The sequence below is a fragment of the Komagataeibacter europaeus genome (assembly GCF_002173515.1).
GTDB classification, from domain to species: Bacteria; Pseudomonadota; Alphaproteobacteria; order Acetobacterales; family Acetobacteraceae; genus Komagataeibacter; species Komagataeibacter europaeus.
Genome location: NZ_CP021467.1, coordinates 3,432,286 through 3,448,767 on the forward strand (window position 1 = coordinate 3,432,286; position 16,482 = coordinate 3,448,767).

General features: G+C 64.2%; 13 protein-coding genes and 1 tRNA gene. 7 read left to right on the forward strand and 7 right to left on the reverse strand.

The genetic code is table 11. From position 1 onward, the window contains the following. Window positions 1-122 precede the first annotated feature (122 nt). A complete protein-coding gene (locus S101446_RS15780) occupies window positions 123-2,300 on the forward strand; it encodes a beta-N-acetylhexosaminidase (RefSeq protein ID WP_087608774.1) in 2,178 nt (725 codons plus the stop codon). 157 nt (window positions 2,301-2,457) lie between these two features. Here S101446_RS15780 and S101446_RS15785 read toward each other — a convergent pair whose 3' ends face one another. Further along, window positions 2,458-3,129, reverse strand: coding sequence for a DUF523 domain-containing protein (locus tag S101446_RS15785; RefSeq protein WP_456303533.1), 672 nt, complete (start codon window positions 3,127-3,129; stop codon window positions 2,458-2,460). Between the two features lie 49 nt (window positions 3,130-3,178). After that, window positions 3,179-3,252, reverse strand: a tRNA-Cys gene (locus tag S101446_RS15790). Window positions 3,253-3,433: 181 nt separating this feature from the next. Between S101446_RS15790 and S101446_RS15795 the strand changes: the two genes are divergently transcribed. The 4 genes from S101446_RS15795 (at window position 3,434) to msrA (ending at window position 9,257) form a co-directional block, all read left to right on the forward strand. After that, window positions 3,434-4,120 carry a protein-L-isoaspartate O-methyltransferase family protein gene (locus S101446_RS15795; protein ID WP_087608775.1) on the forward strand — a complete coding sequence of 229 codons (687 nt, stop codon included), beginning with the start codon at window positions 3,434-3,436 and terminating at the stop codon, window positions 4,118-4,120. A gap of 103 nt (window positions 4,121-4,223) precedes the next feature. After that, window positions 4,224-5,660 (forward strand): TolC family outer membrane protein, encoded by a 1,437-nt coding sequence (locus tag S101446_RS15800; protein ID WP_087608776.1) that lies wholly within the window; start codon window positions 4,224-4,226, stop codon window positions 5,658-5,660. A gap of 209 nt (window positions 5,661-5,869) precedes the next feature. After that, on the forward strand, window positions 5,870-8,563 hold the full coding sequence (locus S101446_RS15805) for a valine--tRNA ligase (protein ID WP_087608777.1): 2,694 nt from the start codon (window positions 5,870-5,872) through the stop codon (window positions 8,561-8,563). A gap of 139 nt (window positions 8,564-8,702) precedes the next feature. After that, window positions 8,703-9,257, forward strand: coding sequence for a peptide-methionine (S)-S-oxide reductase MsrA (gene msrA, locus S101446_RS15810; protein ID WP_019085727.1), 555 nt, complete (start codon window positions 8,703-8,705; stop codon window positions 9,255-9,257). 8 nt (window positions 9,258-9,265) lie between these two features. On the opposite strand, the gene S101446_RS15815 is transcribed toward msrA, so the two are convergent. The 5 genes from S101446_RS15815 to S101446_RS15835 are packed head-to-tail and all read right to left on the reverse strand — an operon-like array spanning window position 9,266 to window position 14,841. Next, on the reverse strand, window positions 9,266-10,621 hold the full coding sequence (locus tag S101446_RS15815; protein WP_019085728.1) for an ABC transporter ATP-binding protein: 1,356 nt from the start codon (window positions 10,619-10,621) through the stop codon (window positions 9,266-9,268). A 6-nt stretch (window positions 10,622-10,627) separates the two neighbouring features. Continuing rightward, window positions 10,628-12,346, reverse strand: coding sequence for an ABC transporter permease (locus S101446_RS15820; protein ID WP_010509796.1), 1,719 nt, complete (start codon window positions 12,344-12,346; stop codon window positions 10,628-10,630). Further along, window positions 12,343-12,804, reverse strand: coding sequence for a dUTP diphosphatase (gene dut / locus S101446_RS15825; RefSeq protein ID WP_010509795.1), 462 nt, complete (start codon window positions 12,802-12,804; stop codon window positions 12,343-12,345). The genes S101446_RS15820 and dut overlap by 4 nt, the downstream gene beginning before the upstream one ends. Window positions 12,805-12,820: 16 nt before the next feature. Continuing rightward, window positions 12,821-14,044, reverse strand: a complete 1,224-nt coding sequence (gene coaBC, locus S101446_RS15830) for a bifunctional phosphopantothenoylcysteine decarboxylase/phosphopantothenate--cysteine ligase CoaBC (RefSeq protein ID WP_087608778.1) — start codon at window positions 14,042-14,044, stop codon at window positions 12,821-12,823. Continuing rightward, entirely contained in the window at window positions 14,044-14,841 is a 798-nt protein-coding gene (locus tag S101446_RS15835; protein WP_019085731.1) for a class I SAM-dependent methyltransferase, read from the reverse strand. The genes coaBC and S101446_RS15835 overlap by 1 nt, the downstream gene beginning before the upstream one ends. 29 nt (window positions 14,842-14,870) lie before the next feature. Here S101446_RS15835 and mutM point away from each other — a divergent pair, with 29 nt between their 5' ends. Continuing rightward, window positions 14,871-15,752, forward strand: coding sequence for a bifunctional DNA-formamidopyrimidine glycosylase/DNA-(apurinic or apyrimidinic site) lyase (gene mutM, locus S101446_RS15840; protein WP_087608779.1), 882 nt, complete (start codon window positions 14,871-14,873; stop codon window positions 15,750-15,752). A gap of 104 nt (window positions 15,753-15,856) precedes the next feature. Continuing rightward, a complete protein-coding gene (gene rpsT / locus S101446_RS15845; RefSeq protein WP_010509791.1) occupies window positions 15,857-16,126 on the forward strand; it encodes a 30S ribosomal protein S20 in 270 nt (89 codons plus the stop codon). Window positions 16,127-16,482: the final 356 nt, after the last annotated feature.

The window sequence follows — 16,482 nt, forward strand, 5'->3', positions numbered from 1 at the left end:
GCCGTAGCTTCATTTAAAAACCTCGGAAAACGTCATCGTGCCAGGGAAGGGTGGTGCCCGGAAACGTTTGCTTTTCATCAACAGGTTATTTCACAACACGCCCTTACGGAAAGACTGTCGCCATGCCCGATATCCCCTGCTTCCGGTCTGTGCTGCCGCTTGTGTTCATGATGGGCATATGCGCGCATATGCCTGTTGCGGTGGCGGAACCGGCGCTGATGCCGCAACCCCGAACCTATCATCTTCAGTCCGGCGCGGCGCCATTGACCGGAGGTGTCGCGGTGGAATGGCAGGGGATGCGATCCGCCCTGCTGGACCAAGCGGTGGCGCGTTTCACGCAGCGCCTTGCCGCCCTGTCCGGGCGTGACGTCGCACCGGGGGGACGGCCGGGGCTGACCTTGCGTATCCATTGCCTGGCGCCGGATGCGGACATGCTGTCCATCCACATGCATGAACACTACCGCCTGCGGACCGATACGCAGGGGGCGACGCTGGAAGCGGATGGCCCGGCGGGCGTGCTACGTGGCCTGGCGACGCTGCTGCAACTGGTGGAACGGCGGGAGACGGGGCCGGTGCTCGACGCGGCTGAAATTGACGACAGCCCGCGTTTTGCATGGCGGGGCCTGCTGGTGGATGTCAGCCGGCATTTCATGTCCCCTGCCGCGCTTGAGCGTCAGTTGGACATGATGGAACTGACGAAACTGAATGTGCTGCACCTGCATCTGTCGGACGGGCAGGGGTTCCGGGTGGAAAGCAGGCTGTATCCCCGCCTGCAGCAGGTGGCGTCCCACGGGCAGTATTATACGCAACAGCAGGTGCGTGGACTGGTGGCATACGCGGCACGGCGGGGTATCCGCATCGTGCCGGAATTCGATACGCCGGGGCATAGCTATGCATTGCTGCTGGCCTATCCGCAATACGCGGCCCAGCCCGTGGCGGCACCCATGGACCCGAAACGGGTGGTCCGGGCCGCGATTGATCCGACCAGCCCGCAGGCACGCGACTTTATCGCCGGACTGTACCATGAAATGGCCGGTCTGTTTCCCGATGCCTATTTCCATGTGGGCGGGGATGAGGTCCGGCCCGATGAATGGACGGGAAACCCGCGCATAAACGCCTGGATGCAGCAGCATGGCTATACCACCGCCACCCTGCAGGCCATGTATACGCAACGCGTGCATGACATGCTGGCACGCGATGGCAGGATCATGATGGGCTGGGACGAACTGCTGGACGCCCCGATACCCGCCAGCATCGTGATCGAGTCATGGCGTGGGTCACGTTATACGGCAGCGGCCACGCAGGCGGGGCATCCGGTCGTGGTGTCGTCGGGGTATTACCTCGACCTGCTGTTGCCTGCGGCCGAACATTACCGGGTCGATCCGCTGGACCCGCAGGGTAATGGCCTGCCGCCCGATCAGGTGGCGCAGGCTCATGCGCCTTTTCTTGAACCCTTCGCACTGGATCCCGCTGCGCGCATGACGCCCGCGCAGGATGCCCGCGTCATGGGGGCGGAGGCCGCGCTGTGGACGGAAATCGTGACGGAGGAAATGCTCGATAATCGGCTGTGGCCCCGGGCGGCGGCACTGGCGGAACGGTTCTGGTCGCCAGCCAGCGTGCGCGATGCGGCCAGCCTTGCCACGCGCCTGCCGGTGGTTCAGGCGGAACTGGAACTGCTGGGCAATCGCGCAACAGCCAACCGGGCGCGCATGATGGCGCGACTGGCCCCCGATGACGTGACGCCGCTGGCAACCCTGCTGTCCGTCACCAGCCCGGTGCGTAATTACGCCCATAACCACGTATTTGGCCCCAGCCGTGTCGTTCCCACCGCCGATCCGCGCCCGCTTGATCGCGCCGCCGATATCGCGGCAACGGACAATACGCAGGCCGCGGTTTTTTACCGTGACGTGCTGTCCTGTCTTGCGGGGCGCAAGGATCTGGCGGCCAGCCTGCGCGCCCGGCTGGAAAACTGGCGCGACAATGACGCCCGCCTGCGGCTGCTGGCGCAACGTGATCCTTCTGTAGCGGAGGTGCTGCCCGCATCCGCCCTGCTGGCGCGACTGGCGCAGGCGGGGCTGGATGCCATGAACACACCAGCGACCGCCTGGCGTGAGCAGGCCGAAGCCGCACTTGCCACGGCACGGGGCCAGTTTGCAGCATCCGCCTCCATGCTGGCGGTCAGGACCAGTCCCCAGCCCGCAGGCGACCTGCTGCCTGACATCGCGCCTGGTATCATGGCACTGGTGCAGGCTGCGCGATCATCAGACGGCGCGGTGCGGCAGGGTGCCGGGATCCGATAGGGGAGCTGGCCCACCGTCCGGCGTTCCACATCATCTGGTGGGAAGGGGGAAGGAAGTCGCATCTGTTCCAGGCCCCATCCCATGACCGGGCAAATTCTGTCGATAATCAGGAAGATCGTGCCGCCACAAGGAATCCCTGTCGGGATAAACCCGTCGTTCAGTCCATTACGGCTTCAAGGCATGAAAACCGGGCGGGTGCATAGACTGCAATGCCGTTACGGCGCAGCAATGCCGCCGTCACACCCTGTCCAGCATGCCGCCTGCCCGTGAACTGGCCATCATAAATGAAGCTGCTGCCGCAGGAGGGGCTGCCATCCATCAATAGAGCAAACCGGCAGCCATGACGTCGTGCCAGATCCAGCGCCCGGTACGCGCCGACCAGAAAGAGACCAGACACATCATGGCCGCCTGCTTCCCATACGCGGCCTGATCCGTCCAGAACGGCTGCGCCATCCCGGCCCTGTATGATTTCGGCGGGTGGTCGGGGTGTCGGCAGGCCGGCGGCGGTTTCGGGGCAGAAGGCGATGACCCGTCCCTCCGCCTGCCAGCGCGCCAGACTGTCCTGCATCAGTGTCCGCGCGGTGCCATCATAACGGACGGGTTGGCCAGACAGGCAGCCACTGATCAGCAGGGTCGGTTTCATGGCCTGAACATGACATGACCCGTCACGGGAAGGAACCGGGCAATGATGGCGCAGGAACATGTCGGGCAGGGCGCGCCCGATGGCGATGTCGGATCGATACCCCCACCCTTTGGCCGATACCCCCACGGATACCCCCATCATGCGGGACATGACGCGTATGCCCGTGCCACTGAATGGCGGGATCACGGTGGATTTCATGGGATTATGGCCGAGAGCCTGCCTTGTGCGGGCGGCGTGGAGGTCTGGGCGGGAATCGAACCCACGTACGCGGATTTGCAGTCCGCTGCATCACCATTCTGCCACCAGACCTCAGCGGCTCTGGCGCTATATCTGCCGAAATGTGCCTCAGGTCAAGCCGTTGTGTGCAGGTGGGGCGTTGTTTCGGTGTAAAAGCGGCGCATAAATAGAAAAAAAAGCCGGGAAAATGTTGCCCGTCCGGCCGGGCGGCCGAACTCTTTCCCGTCAGGGCATCGTGTTTCAAGGAAACGTTATGGACAAGACAGACCCCGATTATGTGCCTCTCGATTTTGGTGCGGCCCGCCAGCGCATGGTCGATGCCCAGATCCGTCCCGCGCAGGTCAGCAATCCCCATGTGATTGCGGCCATGCGCGCGCTGCCGCGCGAACTGGCGGTGCCCGAGGCCCTGCGTGCCTTTGCCTATGCCGACCAGAACCTGCCGTTGGGGGAAGGGCGCTACCTGACCGAACCCCGTGTGACGGGACGCATGCTGCAGGTTGCCGAACCCGTGCGGGGGGAACGCGTGCTGGTGGTGGGGGCGGGGACCGGATACCTCGCGGCCCTGCTGGCCACCATGGGGGAGGCGCTGGAGGTTACGGCCCTCGAATCGGAACGGCGGCTGGCGGATATCGGCCGGGCGCTGTGTTTTACGTGGGCGCCCGGCGTGCACTGGCGCGATGGCGCGCTGGTTCATGGCGCGCCGGATGACGGACCGTACGACCTGATCATGATTGACGGGGCGGTGCGTGCCGTGCCCCCGGCGGTGCTGGGGCAACTGACGCAGGACGGGCGTGTGATCGCGCCGGTCTGCGCTGATTCGGGGGTGACATCCGTCAGTCGCATCATGCGCACGGCACAGGGCAGCGCGGTGCAGCCCCTGTTTGATGTCGCGGTGCCGCTGCTGCCGGAACTGGAACCGGCCCCGGCCTTCGTGTTCTGATGGCGCGGCGGTCCGTCCCCGGTTAACGCCTGCGCAACATCCTGCCCGTAAACAGGCCCTGCGGGCACATGTTCCCGCAGGGCATATCAGGGCGGGGACGGTCATGCAGGGAAACTGGGCAATCGGGGCGGGCAGTGCGGCAATCCTGTGCTGTGGCACGGCGCTGGCGCGCGTGCCGATGCCCCAGGTGGGGGAACAGGATACGCCCCATACCCTGAAGGCCGCGCTGGCCATGGCGTACCTGACCAATCCCGTGCTGCGGCAGGAGCGGGCCTCCCTGCGGGCGACGGATGAACAGGTTCCGCAGGCATTGGGCGGGTGGCGTCCCACCATTACCGGCAGCGCCAGCATGTCCTATTATTCGGGGCTGATGCGCATGGCCCCGGTCGCGGGGGAATCCGGCGGGTACATGCGCCGGTATGACAGTCCCGGCTATTCCGGCGGGGTCAGCATTTCGCAGCCGATCTATAGCGGTGGCAGGACGACGGCGAACACGCACAAGGCGCGGCATGCCGTCATGGCGGAGCGCGCGCGCCTGATCGCGGCGGAACAGCAGGTCTTTTCCGATGTGGTCAGCGCCTATGTCAACGTGGTGGAAGATGAACAGATCCTGAGCATCGACATCAATAACGAACAGGTCTATGCCGCTCAGCTGCATGCCACCGCATTGCGCGCGCATGGCGGCGAAATTACCCATACCGACGTGGCGCAGGCGCAGGGTGCGCTGGCCAATGCGCGCGCGGTCCGGCAACTGGCCGAAGGCACGTTGCAGGCGGACCGCGCGACCTACCGGCAGGTGGTCGGCTGTGACGCGCCTGATGACCTGATCCCGCCCCAGCCGCTGGTGCTGCCGCTGCATACGGAACAGGACGCCATGACGCAGGCGGTGCAGAACAATCCCGACGTCATCGGCGCGCTGTTTGACGAGGCCGCGAAAAAGGACGCGGTCGGCGTGTCCTTTGCCGCGCTGATGCCTACAGTCAATGCCGAAGCAGCCTATTCGCACGCCATCAACCAGGATGATGGCCGTTCGCTGAGCAATAACAAATACGCGCTCGTCAACGCCTCCATGCCGCTGTATCAGGGCGGGGGCGAATATGCCGCCGTGCGCATGGCCCGGCAGCAGGCAGCCGAGGCAGCCCGCACGGTGGACGTGCGCCGCCGTGCCGCGATTCAGCTGGCGGCGGCAAGCTGGCAGCGCATGCAGGCCAACCGGGAAGCGATCGACAGCAACCGCGAAGCCGTCGCCGCCGATGCCATGGCCCTGCATGGCATGCAACGGCAGGTGATCGTGGGCACCACCACCACCCTTGCGGTGCTGCAGCAGCAGGAAACCCTGCTTCAGGCCCAGATCGCGCTGGTGCGCAGCGCGGGCAACCTCGTGCAGTCCTCCTATCAGGCCACGGCGGCCATCGGGCGGCTGACCGCGCGTGATCTTAGCCTTGATGTGCCGCTTTATGATGAACAGGCCTATTACCGCGCCGTGCATGACCGGCTGTGGGGTATCAGTGATTACGCCACCAGCCAGCCTGGGCGCTGACGCGATACGTATGCATGACCGACCATATCCGGCACAAAACGGCATGGCTTGCGTATGATTGCAGGGGTGTCCGGTCCGGCCGGCCGGGCGCGGGGCGGATAAAGATTGCATGCGCGCCGTTCCCTTCGCGCCGGTTTGGGGTATATCTGCCCTTGGCCGGGCGCGTTGTCCTGCCCTGCGTCTGATTATGGTGGATCTGGTTTTTCGTGATGCTTGACAAGTCGTTCTCCCCCGACGGGACAGAAACTTCCCTCTATGCCCTGTGGGAGGCCAGTGGCGCGTTCAGCGCACGGCCGGGCAGCCCGGCCAAGCCCTATACCATCATGATCCCGCCACCCAACGTCACGGGCACACTGCACATTGGTCATGCCCTGACCATGACCCTGCAGGATACGCTGATCCGCTGGCGGCGCATGCAGGGGCGCGATACGCTGTGGCAGCCGGGCACCGACCATGCAGGCATCGCGACCCAGCTGGTGGTCGAGCGGATGCTGCAGAAGGAAGGCACGTCCCGGCAGGAAATGGGCCGTGACGCCTTTATCGAACGCGTGTGGGAATGGAAGGCCGAATCCGGCGGCGGCATTACAAAGCAGCTGCGCCGCCTTGGCGGGTCGCTGGACTGGCCGCGTGAACGCTTCACCATGGATGATGGCCTGTCCGATGCGGTGAAGGAGGTGTTCGTCACCCTCTACCGCGAAGGGCTGATCTACCGTGACCGCCGCCTGGTCAACTGGGATCCCGCCTTCCGTTCCGCCATTTCGGATCTGGAAGTCGATAACCGGGAAACGCGGGGCAACCTGTGGTATATCCGCTATCCAGTCGAAGGGCAGCCGGGCCGCACCATCACGGTCGCGACCACCCGCCCCGAAACCATGCTGGGTGACATGGCCGTGGCCGTCCATCCGGATGATGAACGCTTTGCCGATCTGGTGGGCAGGAATGTCATCCTGCCGCTGACTGGCCGCCGTATCCCCATCGTGGCCGATGAACATTCCGACCCGACCAAGGGCAGCGGCGCGGTCAAGATCACACCCGCCCATGACTTCAACGATTTCGAGGTCGGCCGCCGCCACGGGCTGGACATGCCCAGCGTGCTGGATGAAGAAGCCCGCATCACCCTGACCGAGATCGGGGATGAACTGCGCGCTGAGGACGGTCTGGCCGATCCCGCTTTTGTCCGCACGCTCGAAGGCATGCCGCGTGATGAAGCGCGCAAGGCGATGGTGGCCGAGCTTGAACGCCTTGAATGGCTGGAAAAGATCGAGCCGCATACCAATCAGGTGCCCCATGCCGAACGCAGTGGCGCCGTGGTCGAACCCCGCCTGACCACGCAGTGGTACTGTGATGCCAAGACCCTTGCCGGTCCCGCGATCGACGCGGTGGAAAGCGGCAGGATCGAATTCGTGCCCCGGCAGTGGGAAAACACCTTCTATGCCTGGATGCGTGACATCCAGCCGTGGTGCATCAGCCGTCAGTTGTGGTGGGGCCATCGCATCCCGGCATGGTATGGCCCGGACGGGCATGTATTCGTTGCCCATGACGAAGCCGACGCCGCCACGCAGGCCCGCGCCCATTATGGGCAGGATACGGCGCTGACGCGGGACGCGGATGTGTTGGATACGTGGTTCTCCTCCGCGCTGTGGCCGTTCTCCACGCTGGGCTGGCCACAGCAGACGCCGGAACTGGCCCGCTATTATCCCACCGATGTGCTGGTCACCGGCTTTGACATCATCTTCTTCTGGGTTGCCCGGATGATGATGATGGGCCTGCATTTCATGAAGGACGTGCCCTTCCGCACGGTGTTCATCCACGGCCTGGTGCGCGACGAACGCGGGCAGAAGATGTCCAAGTCCAAGGGCAACGGCATCGACCCGCTGGAAATGATCGACAGCTATGGCGCGGACGCCATGCGCTTTTGCATCTGTTCGCTGACCGGTCTGGGACGTGATGTAAAGCTGGGCCGCAGGAAGGTGGAGGAATACCGTTCCTTCATCACCAAGATATGGAATGCCGCGCGTTTTTGCGAAATGAACGGCGTGGCCCCGGTCGCGGGGTTCAGCCCGGCCAGCGTGCAGTCGCCGCTGGGGCGCTGGATCCTGGCGGAACTGGCGCAGGCGGTGGAAGACGCGACAAAGGCGCTGGAAGCCTTCCGCTTCGATGAATACGCCGCCGTTTGCTACCGTTTTGTCTGGAACTGTTTCTGTGACTGGTTCCTTGAACTGGCCAAGCCGGTCTTTGCTGCCGGTGACACGGCGGAAGCGGTCGAGACGCGTGCGGTCGCAGCCCACGTGCTGGGCACCATCATGCGCCTGCTGCAGCCCGTCACGCCGTTCGTGACTGACAGCCTGTGGCGGCATTTCGGCTTTGGGCCGGAAGGGTCGCTGATTACTGCACCGTGGCCGCAGCCCGAACATCTGGAAGGGGCCAGCGAAGCCCGCGCGGAAATGGAGTGGCTGATTCGTTTCATTAGCGCGATCCGCACCGTGCGTTCGGAAATGAACGTGCCGCCGTCCCGTCTGGCCCCGGTCCTGCTGCGTGATGCATCGCCCGTGACCGTGGCGCGCGCCGCCAAATGGTCGGAAGCGATCGGGCGCATGGCGCGCGTATCCGAAGTGCAGCCGCTGGAAGGTGAAATGCCGCAGGGGGCGGCGCAGTTGGTGGTGGATGAAGCGACGCTGGTCATTCCCCTTGCCGGGATCATTGACCTTGCCGTTGAACGCCAGCGGCTGGAAAAGGAATGCGCCAAGGTCGATGGCGAGATTGCCAAGGTTGAGCGCAAGCTGGGCAATGCCGATTTCGTGGCCCGCGCCAAGCCTGAAGTCGTGGCGGAGAACCGCGAACGCCTCGAGACGTTCCAGGCAGAGCGCGTGCGGCTGAAAGCAGCCCTGGCGCGGATTGCGTAAAGGATTGTCGGGAAAGAATAAAAGTTTTTGGGGGCAGCTTTTTTTTCAAAAAGGCTGCATTCTCTGAAGCTTTTTGAAAAAAGCTTCACCAAAAACTGCCGGAATATTTTTTATGGTAACCTGAGGGAAGGAAGCCACCATGACCGAAAACGCATTGGAGACACTGGTGCTGGGTGGGGGCTGCTTCTGGTGTCTCGAAGCGCCGCTGAAGGAACTGCGCGGCGTGGAGGGACTGGAACCCGGTTATGCCGGGGGGCATACCGCCAATCCCACCTACGAACAGGTCTGTTCCGGCCGCACCGGCCATGCGGAGGTCGTGCGTGTGACGTTCGACCCCGCCGAACTGTCATGCGCCGACCTGCTGCGGATCTTTTTTGTCATGCATGATCCCACCACGCTCAACCGGCAGGGCAATGACGTGGGGACGCAGTATCGTTCCGCCATATTCTGGCAGGGACCGGAACAGGAAATGACGGCCTATGCCATCCGCAACGAAATTGCGGAAGCAAAGGTATGGCCGGACCCGCTGGTGACCGAAATCGCGCCGCTGACACATTTCTGGCCCGCCGAGGACTATCACCGGGACTATTTTGCCCGCAATCCCGGCAATCCCTATTGCAGCGCGGTGATCCCGCCCAAGATCGCCAAAATGCGCCGCCTGTTCCGTGACCGGCTGGTGGATACGGCGGGCTAGGGCCCCGGTTATTCGGTTTCGTCGTCCAGGAAAAGCTGGTCGGCTTCTTCATCAAAATCAAACAGTTCGGCATAGCGTGCCCAGCCGATCAGCGTCTGCAGTGTCTGGCGGGCATAATCGGGGGACATGCTGTCTTCCAGTTCATCGCGAAAGCGTTCGGCGCTGGCGCGGTGATTGGGACGTTCATCCAGAACGGCGCGGATGGTGCGCACCATGGGAATGTTGTGCAGCATGCTGTGCCACAGGATGTTCTTGCGGGTGTCGTGCTCGCTCTGGACAAAGCGCATGCCTTCGGGGGTGAGCATGATGTCGCCATCCTCCAGTTCGGCAAAGCCCAGCAGTTGCAGCGACTCGCCTAACGGGAACAGGTCATCCAGTTCAAGCTGCAGTCGGCTGGCCAGCAGCGGCAGGTCGGCGCGGCCATGCAGCGGGTCGGCGGCCAGCGTTTCCATCATGCCCACGATGGTATTGATTGGCAGCGCGGGCAGGGCCACGGCATCGGCCGTGATCTGCACATGCTTCATGTCCGGGTCGGTCATGTCCGCTTCCGACACCACGGGCGCACGACGGGTCATGAGCGCGTAAATCCGGTCCACGAACTGACGGAAGGCCGCGTCTTCGCGGTTGCGGGGATGTTCAAAGGGCACCTGCAGTTCATAGGCGACCCGGCCGGGATTGGAGGAAAAGATCAGGATGCGGTCGCACATCAGCACCGCTTCCTCGATATTATGCGTGACCAGCAGGATGGACTGGATGGGCAGTTTTTTCTCCGCCCACAGTTCCACAAGGTCGGTGCGCAGGTTTTCCGCCGTGAGTACATCCAGTGCCGAAAACGGTTCATCCATTAACAGCAGGTCAGGGTGCACCACCAGCGCCCGCGCCAGTCCCACGCGCTGGCGCATGCCGCCCGACAGTTCCTTGGGATAGGCGTTTTCATATCCACCCAGCCCGATCAGCCCGATCGCATCTTCGGCCAGCCTGTGGCGCTCGGCCACGGGCACGCCCTGTGCTTCCAGCCCCAGTTCGACATTTTTCTGCACCGTCAGCCAGGGGAACAGCGCGAATGACTGGAACACCATGGAAATACCGGCGGCAGGGCCTTCCAGTCTCTTGCCCTTCCAGATCACCTCGCCCGCCGTCGGCGGCAGCAGGCCCGCGATAATGCGCAGCAGCGTGGACTTGCCCGACCCCGACCGGCCCAGCAGGCCCACGATTTCCCCGCTGCGGATGGACAGGTTCACCCCATCCAGCACAACCAGGTCGGTGGCGCTTTCCTTGTGATAGGCCTGTCGGCAGTTGATGATCCGGACAAGTTCCGTCCCGGGCTTGGACTGGGCTGGGGCGGGTTCGGGCTGCTGCATCATGAACTCTCAGTCAAAGGTGTAATGCCGCGCGGCATAATTGGATAACGGACGCCACAGGGCGCGATTGAGCAGCAGCACGAACACCGCCATGACCACCATGCCCAGACCCACCTGATCGGTCGCACCCGCCACGGTGGCGTGGGCGATATAGGCGCCCAGTCCGTTCGCACTCAGCGTCGTGTCGCCCCAGCTTGCGACCTCGGTTGCGATGGCGGCGTTCCATGCGCCCCCCGATGCGGTCAGCGCGCCAGTAATGAAATACGGCGTAATGCCGGGCAGCATCACGCGCCGCCACCATAGCCAGCCCCGGACATGGAAGTTATCGGCCGCTTCCAGCAGGTCGCCGGGATAGGAAGATGCCCCCGCCACGATGTTGAACAGGATATACCATTGCGTGCCCAGCAGCATGAGCGGCGTCAGCCAGATATTGCTGTTCAGGTGCCATCGTACGATTCCCACCACCACCAGCGGGAAGAACAGGTTGGCGGGGAAGGCGGCCATGAACTGTGCAGCCATCTGCGCGTGCCGCGCCCGGCGGGGCGACAGGCCCAGCCATATGCCCAGTGGCACCCATATCAGTGACGCCACAATGACCGTTACCATGACGCGCACCAGCGTGATGCCACCCAGCATGGTGACATGCAGTACCTGCCCCGTCGTGTAATGGGTGCCGGCATATGTCCATGTCTTCCACCCGATGGTAATGGCGCAGACGGCCAGGGCCGCGATCCATGCGCCGTCCAGCAGGCGGGAGGGAACAAGCAGGCGCCGCGGCGCGGATGGGCGCGGCCCCAGCGGCAGCCAGCCGATGCGGGTCATCATGTCGCCCAGTTTCAGGCAGCCCTGCCGCAGCAGGTGCGTGCGCCGCAGCAGGGTCAGCACCCATGGGTCGGGTGCTGCAAGCGTCGTGCCCTCATCGGTCTGGAAACGTGCCGACCAGGCGACCAGCGGTCGGAAAAGCAGTTGGTCATAGGCCAGGATGACCGCCAGCATGGCGGCAATTGCGTAGAAAATCGCCCATATGTTGCGCTGTTCGATCGCAACGCCCACATACGACCCGATTCCCGGCAGGGCGATATCGGTATTCCCGACCGTGATCGTTTCGGAATAGACGACCATGAACCACCCGCCGGACATGGAAATCATGGTGTTCCAGACCAGCGACGGGATGGCGAACGGCACTTCCAGCCGCCAGAAACGCTGCCATGGCGTCAGGCCGAAGCACAGGGCGGCCTCTTCCAGATCAGGCGGCACGGTGCGCAGCGCCTGGTACATGGCAAAGGCCATGTTCCATGCCTGACTGGTGAAGATGGTGAATATGGCGGCCAGTTCCGCCCCCATCATCCGGCCGGGGAACAGGCCAAGGAAAAACACCACCGTAAATGTCAGGAAGCCAAGGATCGGCACAGACTGCAGGATATCCAGCAGCGGGATCAGCACCTGTCCCGCGCGCCTGCTCTTGGCGGCCCAGACGGCATAGGTGAAGGTAAAGGCCAGGGAGGCGGCAAGGGCCGCGAACATGCGCAGTGTGGTCCGCACGGCATAGGCGGGCAGCCATGCGGGGTTGAGGTGGATGGTCCCCGCCTCACTGGCGGGAATGGGCACCAGCATGTGGCGCCCGGCGGTGGCGACAATGACGGCCCCCGCCATGATCGCCAGCAGGCCAAGCAGGTCCGCGATGTTGGGGCGGACCCGCAGGTTCCCCGGCAGGCTGCTGTCTGTCACCCTGCGGTGCCCGTACTGCCAAAGCCGCCCGCGCCGCGATCCGTTTCCTCCAGTTCCGAATATTCAACCCATGTGCCGCGCACCACCGGGGCCAGCACCGCCTGTGCAATGCGCATGCCGCGTTCGACCACAAAGGGCCCGCTGCCCGTGTTCATGACGATGATGCCGATTTCCCCCCGGTAATCCTCATCAATGGTGCCGGGCGCGTTGGGCAGGGTGATGCCATGCTTCAGGGCAAGGCCCGAACGCGGGCGGATCTGCATTTCATATCCGCGCGGCAGCGCCACGCACAGCCCCGTGGGCACCAGCGCGCGGCCACCGGCCGCAATGACCATCGGTTCGGTCACGGCGGCCAGCAGGTCCATTCCGGCCGCGCCATCGGTGGCATAGGCCGGCAGCGGCAGCCCATGGGCATGGGCCAGGCGGCGGACTTGGATGGGCAGGGGGGAGGAAGTCATGGTTCGGTCCGTCGGGTTATTCAGGGTTGGGATGTGGCGTTTGCAGGAAAGTGACAATCCGCGCAACCAGCCGATGCGCGACCTGCGCCTTGTCCAGACGGGGCCAGTGTTCGCGGCCTGCGGCCGTGATCAGGGTGACCTCGTTTTCCGTGCCACCCATGACCCCGGTGCCGGGGCTGACATCATTGGCCACGATCCAGTCACAGCCCTTGCGTTCGCGCTTGGCGGTGGCATGCGCCAGCACATGTTCGGTTTCCGCCGCGAAACCGATCACCAGTTCGGGTCGTGTCGGGCCGGGCTGGCTCAGCATCGCAAGGATATCGGGGTTGGGCACCAGTTGCAGCGCGGGTGGGGCCGCATCCGCTGTTTTCTTGATCTTCTGGGCTGCCGGGGCGACATGCCAGTCGGCCACGGCGGCGGTGCATACGGCAATATCGCAGGGCAGCGCATGACGGCAGGCATCCAGCATTTCGCGCGCCGTTTCCACCCTTGCGGTGTGAACGCCTGCCGGGTCGGGCAGGGTAGTGGGGCCGCTGACCAGTGTTACATCCGCCCCCGCCGCCGCAAGGGCTTCGGCAATGGCATATCCCTGCGTGCCGGAGGAGCGGTTGGCGATATAGCGCACGGGGTCGATCGGTTCGTGCGTGGGGCCCGCGGTCACCAGTGCGCTGCGGCCCGCCAGCGGCCTGTCGGGGGATAGTCCGTGCAGTATGGCGGAAAGGATCGCGTCCGTTTCCGCCAGGCGGCCCGGCCCGGATTCGTTACATGCCATGAGACCGGATTCCGGCCCCACGAAAGCCACCCCACGTGCGCGCAGGGTCGCGACATTGGCCTGTGTCGCGGCATGGGTCCACATGCGCACGTTCATGGCGGGGGCCACCAGCACTGGCGTATCGGTGGCCAGCAGTACGGTGGTGGCCAGGTCATCGGCCAGTCCGGCGGCCATGCGGGCCAGCAGGTCGGCGGTGGCGGGGCAGACCACGATCAGGTCACTGCCGCGCGACAGGGCGATATGCCCCATTTCGCTTTCATCGGTCAGGGAAAACAGGTCGCTGAAGACGCGTTCGCCGCTCAGCGCCTGAAGGGACATGGGGGTGACGAATCGTGTCCCCGCATCCGTCAGCACCGTGCGCACGCGCACGCCATGTTCGCGCAGCCTGCGAATCAGCTCCAGCGCCTTGTAGGCGGCAATGCCGCCGCCCACGACCAGCAAAACAGAACGGGTCGCCCCATCCCCCATCAGATTTTCCAGCCGGAATGGATTGCCGCAATCCCGCCGGACAGGTTCTGGTAGGTCACGCGCTCCAGCCCTGCTTCGCGCATCATGTCCGCCAGCGTTTCCTGATCGGGGAACATGCGGATGCTTTCGGCCAGGTACTGGTAGCTTTCCCGATCACCCGCGATCGCGGCTCCCATGCGGGGCAGCACGTGGAAGGACCAGGCATCATAGACCGGGGCGAAGGCCGCGACCTGCACGCGGGAGAATTCAAGGCACAGGAACCGCCCGCCCGGCCGCAGGATGCGACGGGCCTCGCGCAGCACCTGCAGCTTGTCCGTGCAGTTGCGCAGGCCGAATGCGATGGAGACACGATCAACCGAATTGTCGGCCAGCGGGATGGCCTCCGCATCGACGGCTACGAAGTTGAGGCCGGAGACAAGCCCGCGTTCCAGTGCGCGGTTGCGGCCCACCGTCAGCATGCTGACATTGATGTCGGACAGGATGGCAGGCCCGCCCCCGCCACGCAGCCACCCGAAGGAGATGTCCCCCGTGCCGCCCGCAAGGTCGAGCAGCGACAGGTCGGGGTGGGGGCCGAGTTCGTTGACGAAGATCTTCTTCCACGCGCGGTGGATGCCCAGCGACATCACGTCATTCATGATGTCGTATTTGGAGGCCACGCTGTCAAAGACATCACGGACCAGGGATTTCTTCTCGCGCAACGGCACGTCGCGGAAGCCGAAATCGGTGGTATCCGCGTGGCGGTCATCGGGACGGCCGGCGGAAGGGGAGGGATGGTATGGCTGGCTAATGTCGGTCATGATGCACAGGTATAACCCCAGATGAGGCCATGCCGGAACTACCTGAAGTCGAAACTGTGATGCGCGGGATGCGAGTGCATCTTGAAGGTCACACTATTTCACGTGCCAGCACGCACCATACCGGCCTGCGTTGGCCGTTTCCGCCTGGCCTTGCGGCGGCACTGCAGGGGCGGCGGGTCGATGGATTCGCCCGCCGGGGGAAATATATCCTCATCACGCTTTCGGGCGGGATGGTCGTGGTGCTGCATCTGGGCATGTCCGGCCGCGTGCTGCTGTCGCGCCCCACGGCGGCGGAACGCGACCAGCCGCCTGCGCTGCACGAACACCTGGTGATCGAGACGGCGCAGGGCGCGCGTTGCGGGCTGGTGGATCCCCGGCGTTTCGGCATGGTCGACCTGGTGCCTGTGGCGGAGGTGGAAAACCACCGCCTGCTGGCGGGCATGGGGCCGGAGCCGCTGGGCAACCGGTTCGACGGCCCGTGGCTGGCGGCGCGTGGCAGGGGGCGGCGCACCAGCATCAAGGCCCTGCTGCTGGACCAGCGCGTGGTGGCGGGGCTGGGCAACATATATGTGTCCGAAGCCCTGTTTCGCGCGCGCATCCACCCAGCCCGGGCGGCAGGGGACATAGGTGCGGCGCGGTATGATGTTCTGGCCACCGAAATCCGCGCGGTGCTGGAGGAGGCAATTGCCGCCGGTGGCTCAAGCCTGCGTGATTACGTGCAACCGGATGGGGAGCTGGGCTATTTCCAGCATGCCTGGCGCGTGTATGGGCGGGAGGGGGAAGGCTGCCCCGACTGTCCCGGTCCACCGGCATGCGATGGGGTCGTCCGGATCACCCAGTCCGGGCGTTCAAGCTTTTTCTGTCCCCGCCAGCAGGGGGTAAAAGACGATTTGGGCAAAGACTTGTCTTGACGAATGGGGTCAGGGTGGACTAGATCGCCAGCCTGATATGGGATGTCCGCAACGATCGGGTGGCGGACCGCCGTAACCTGATTTATGCAGATGAACTGAGAGCAATGGCCAATACAGCATCAGCGCGCAAGCGCATCCGCCAGAACGAAGTCCGCAACGCCCGCAACACGGCGCGCCTGTCGCGCGTGCGCACCTTCGTCAAGAAGGTCGAGGTCGCCATCGCAACCGGCAAGAAGGACGACGCCGCGGTTGCACTGCGCGCGGCACAGCCGGAACTGCAGCGTGCGGTTGGCAAGGGCGTTCTTCACGCCAACACCGTTGCCCGTCGTATTTCGCGCCTGTCCGCCCGCATCAAGTCCCTTGCCGCGGCATAAGGGACTGTTGATTTCTTTCATCTGAAAGAATGCGGCAAGTAATGAAGAAGGTCGTGTATCGCCATTAGTGGCGGTAACGGCCTTTTTTGTTTGTCATTTTCATGCCGTGTAATCGGGTTTTGATGGGGTGGGGGCAGATTCCCGTTGCTTCGACCGATTCCCTGCTCTACCTTATGTGGATAATTCCAACGTCATCTGTTGCCTTGGGCCTGGGGTCCGGGTTGTGGGTCGTGTCTGGTGCGCGACCGGCTTCCTGCCCGCTGCGTGCGGGGCCAATGGCGTTGTGGAACAGTTAGGGATGGGGCAGGGGCGACGCGGGGGCGTCCACCCTGCGTTCCATGTAGCCGGGAGCGGAT

Bases quoted from the DNA above. Each gene is read 5' to 3' on its own strand.
- rpsT (WP_010509791.1), top strand. From the start codon at position 15,857: ATGGCCAATACAGCATCAGCGCGCAAGCGCATCCGCCAGAACGAAGTC.
- S101446_RS15800 (WP_087608776.1), top strand. From the start codon at position 4,224: ATGCAGGGAAACTGGGCAATCGGGGCGGGCAGTGCGGCAATCCTGTGC.
- S101446_RS15805 (WP_087608777.1), top strand. From the start codon at position 5,870: ATGCTTGACAAGTCGTTCTCCCCCGACGGGACAGAAACTTCCCTCTAT.
- S101446_RS15795 (WP_087608775.1), top strand. From the start codon at position 3,434: ATGGACAAGACAGACCCCGATTATGTGCCTCTCGATTTTGGTGCGGCC.
- msrA (WP_019085727.1), top strand. From the start codon at position 8,703: ATGACCGAAAACGCATTGGAGACACTGGTGCTGGGTGGGGGCTGCTTC.
- S101446_RS15815 (WP_019085728.1), bottom strand. From the start codon at position 10,621: ATGATGCAGCAGCCCGAACCCGCCCCAGCCCAGTCCAAGCCCGGGACG.
- S101446_RS15780 (WP_087608774.1), top strand. From the start codon at position 123: ATGCCCGATATCCCCTGCTTCCGGTCTGTGCTGCCGCTTGTGTTCATG.
- coaBC (WP_087608778.1), bottom strand. From the start codon at position 14,044: ATGGGGGATGGGGCGACCCGTTCTGTTTTGCTGGTCGTGGGCGGCGGC.
- mutM (WP_087608779.1), top strand. From the start codon at position 14,871: ATGCCGGAACTACCTGAAGTCGAAACTGTGATGCGCGGGATGCGAGTG.
- S101446_RS15835 (WP_019085731.1), bottom strand. From the start codon at position 14,841: ATGACCGACATTAGCCAGCCATACCATCCCTCCCCTTCCGCCGGCCGT.
- dut (WP_010509795.1), bottom strand. From the start codon at position 12,804: ATGACTTCCTCCCCCCTGCCCATCCAAGTCCGCCGCCTGGCCCATGCC.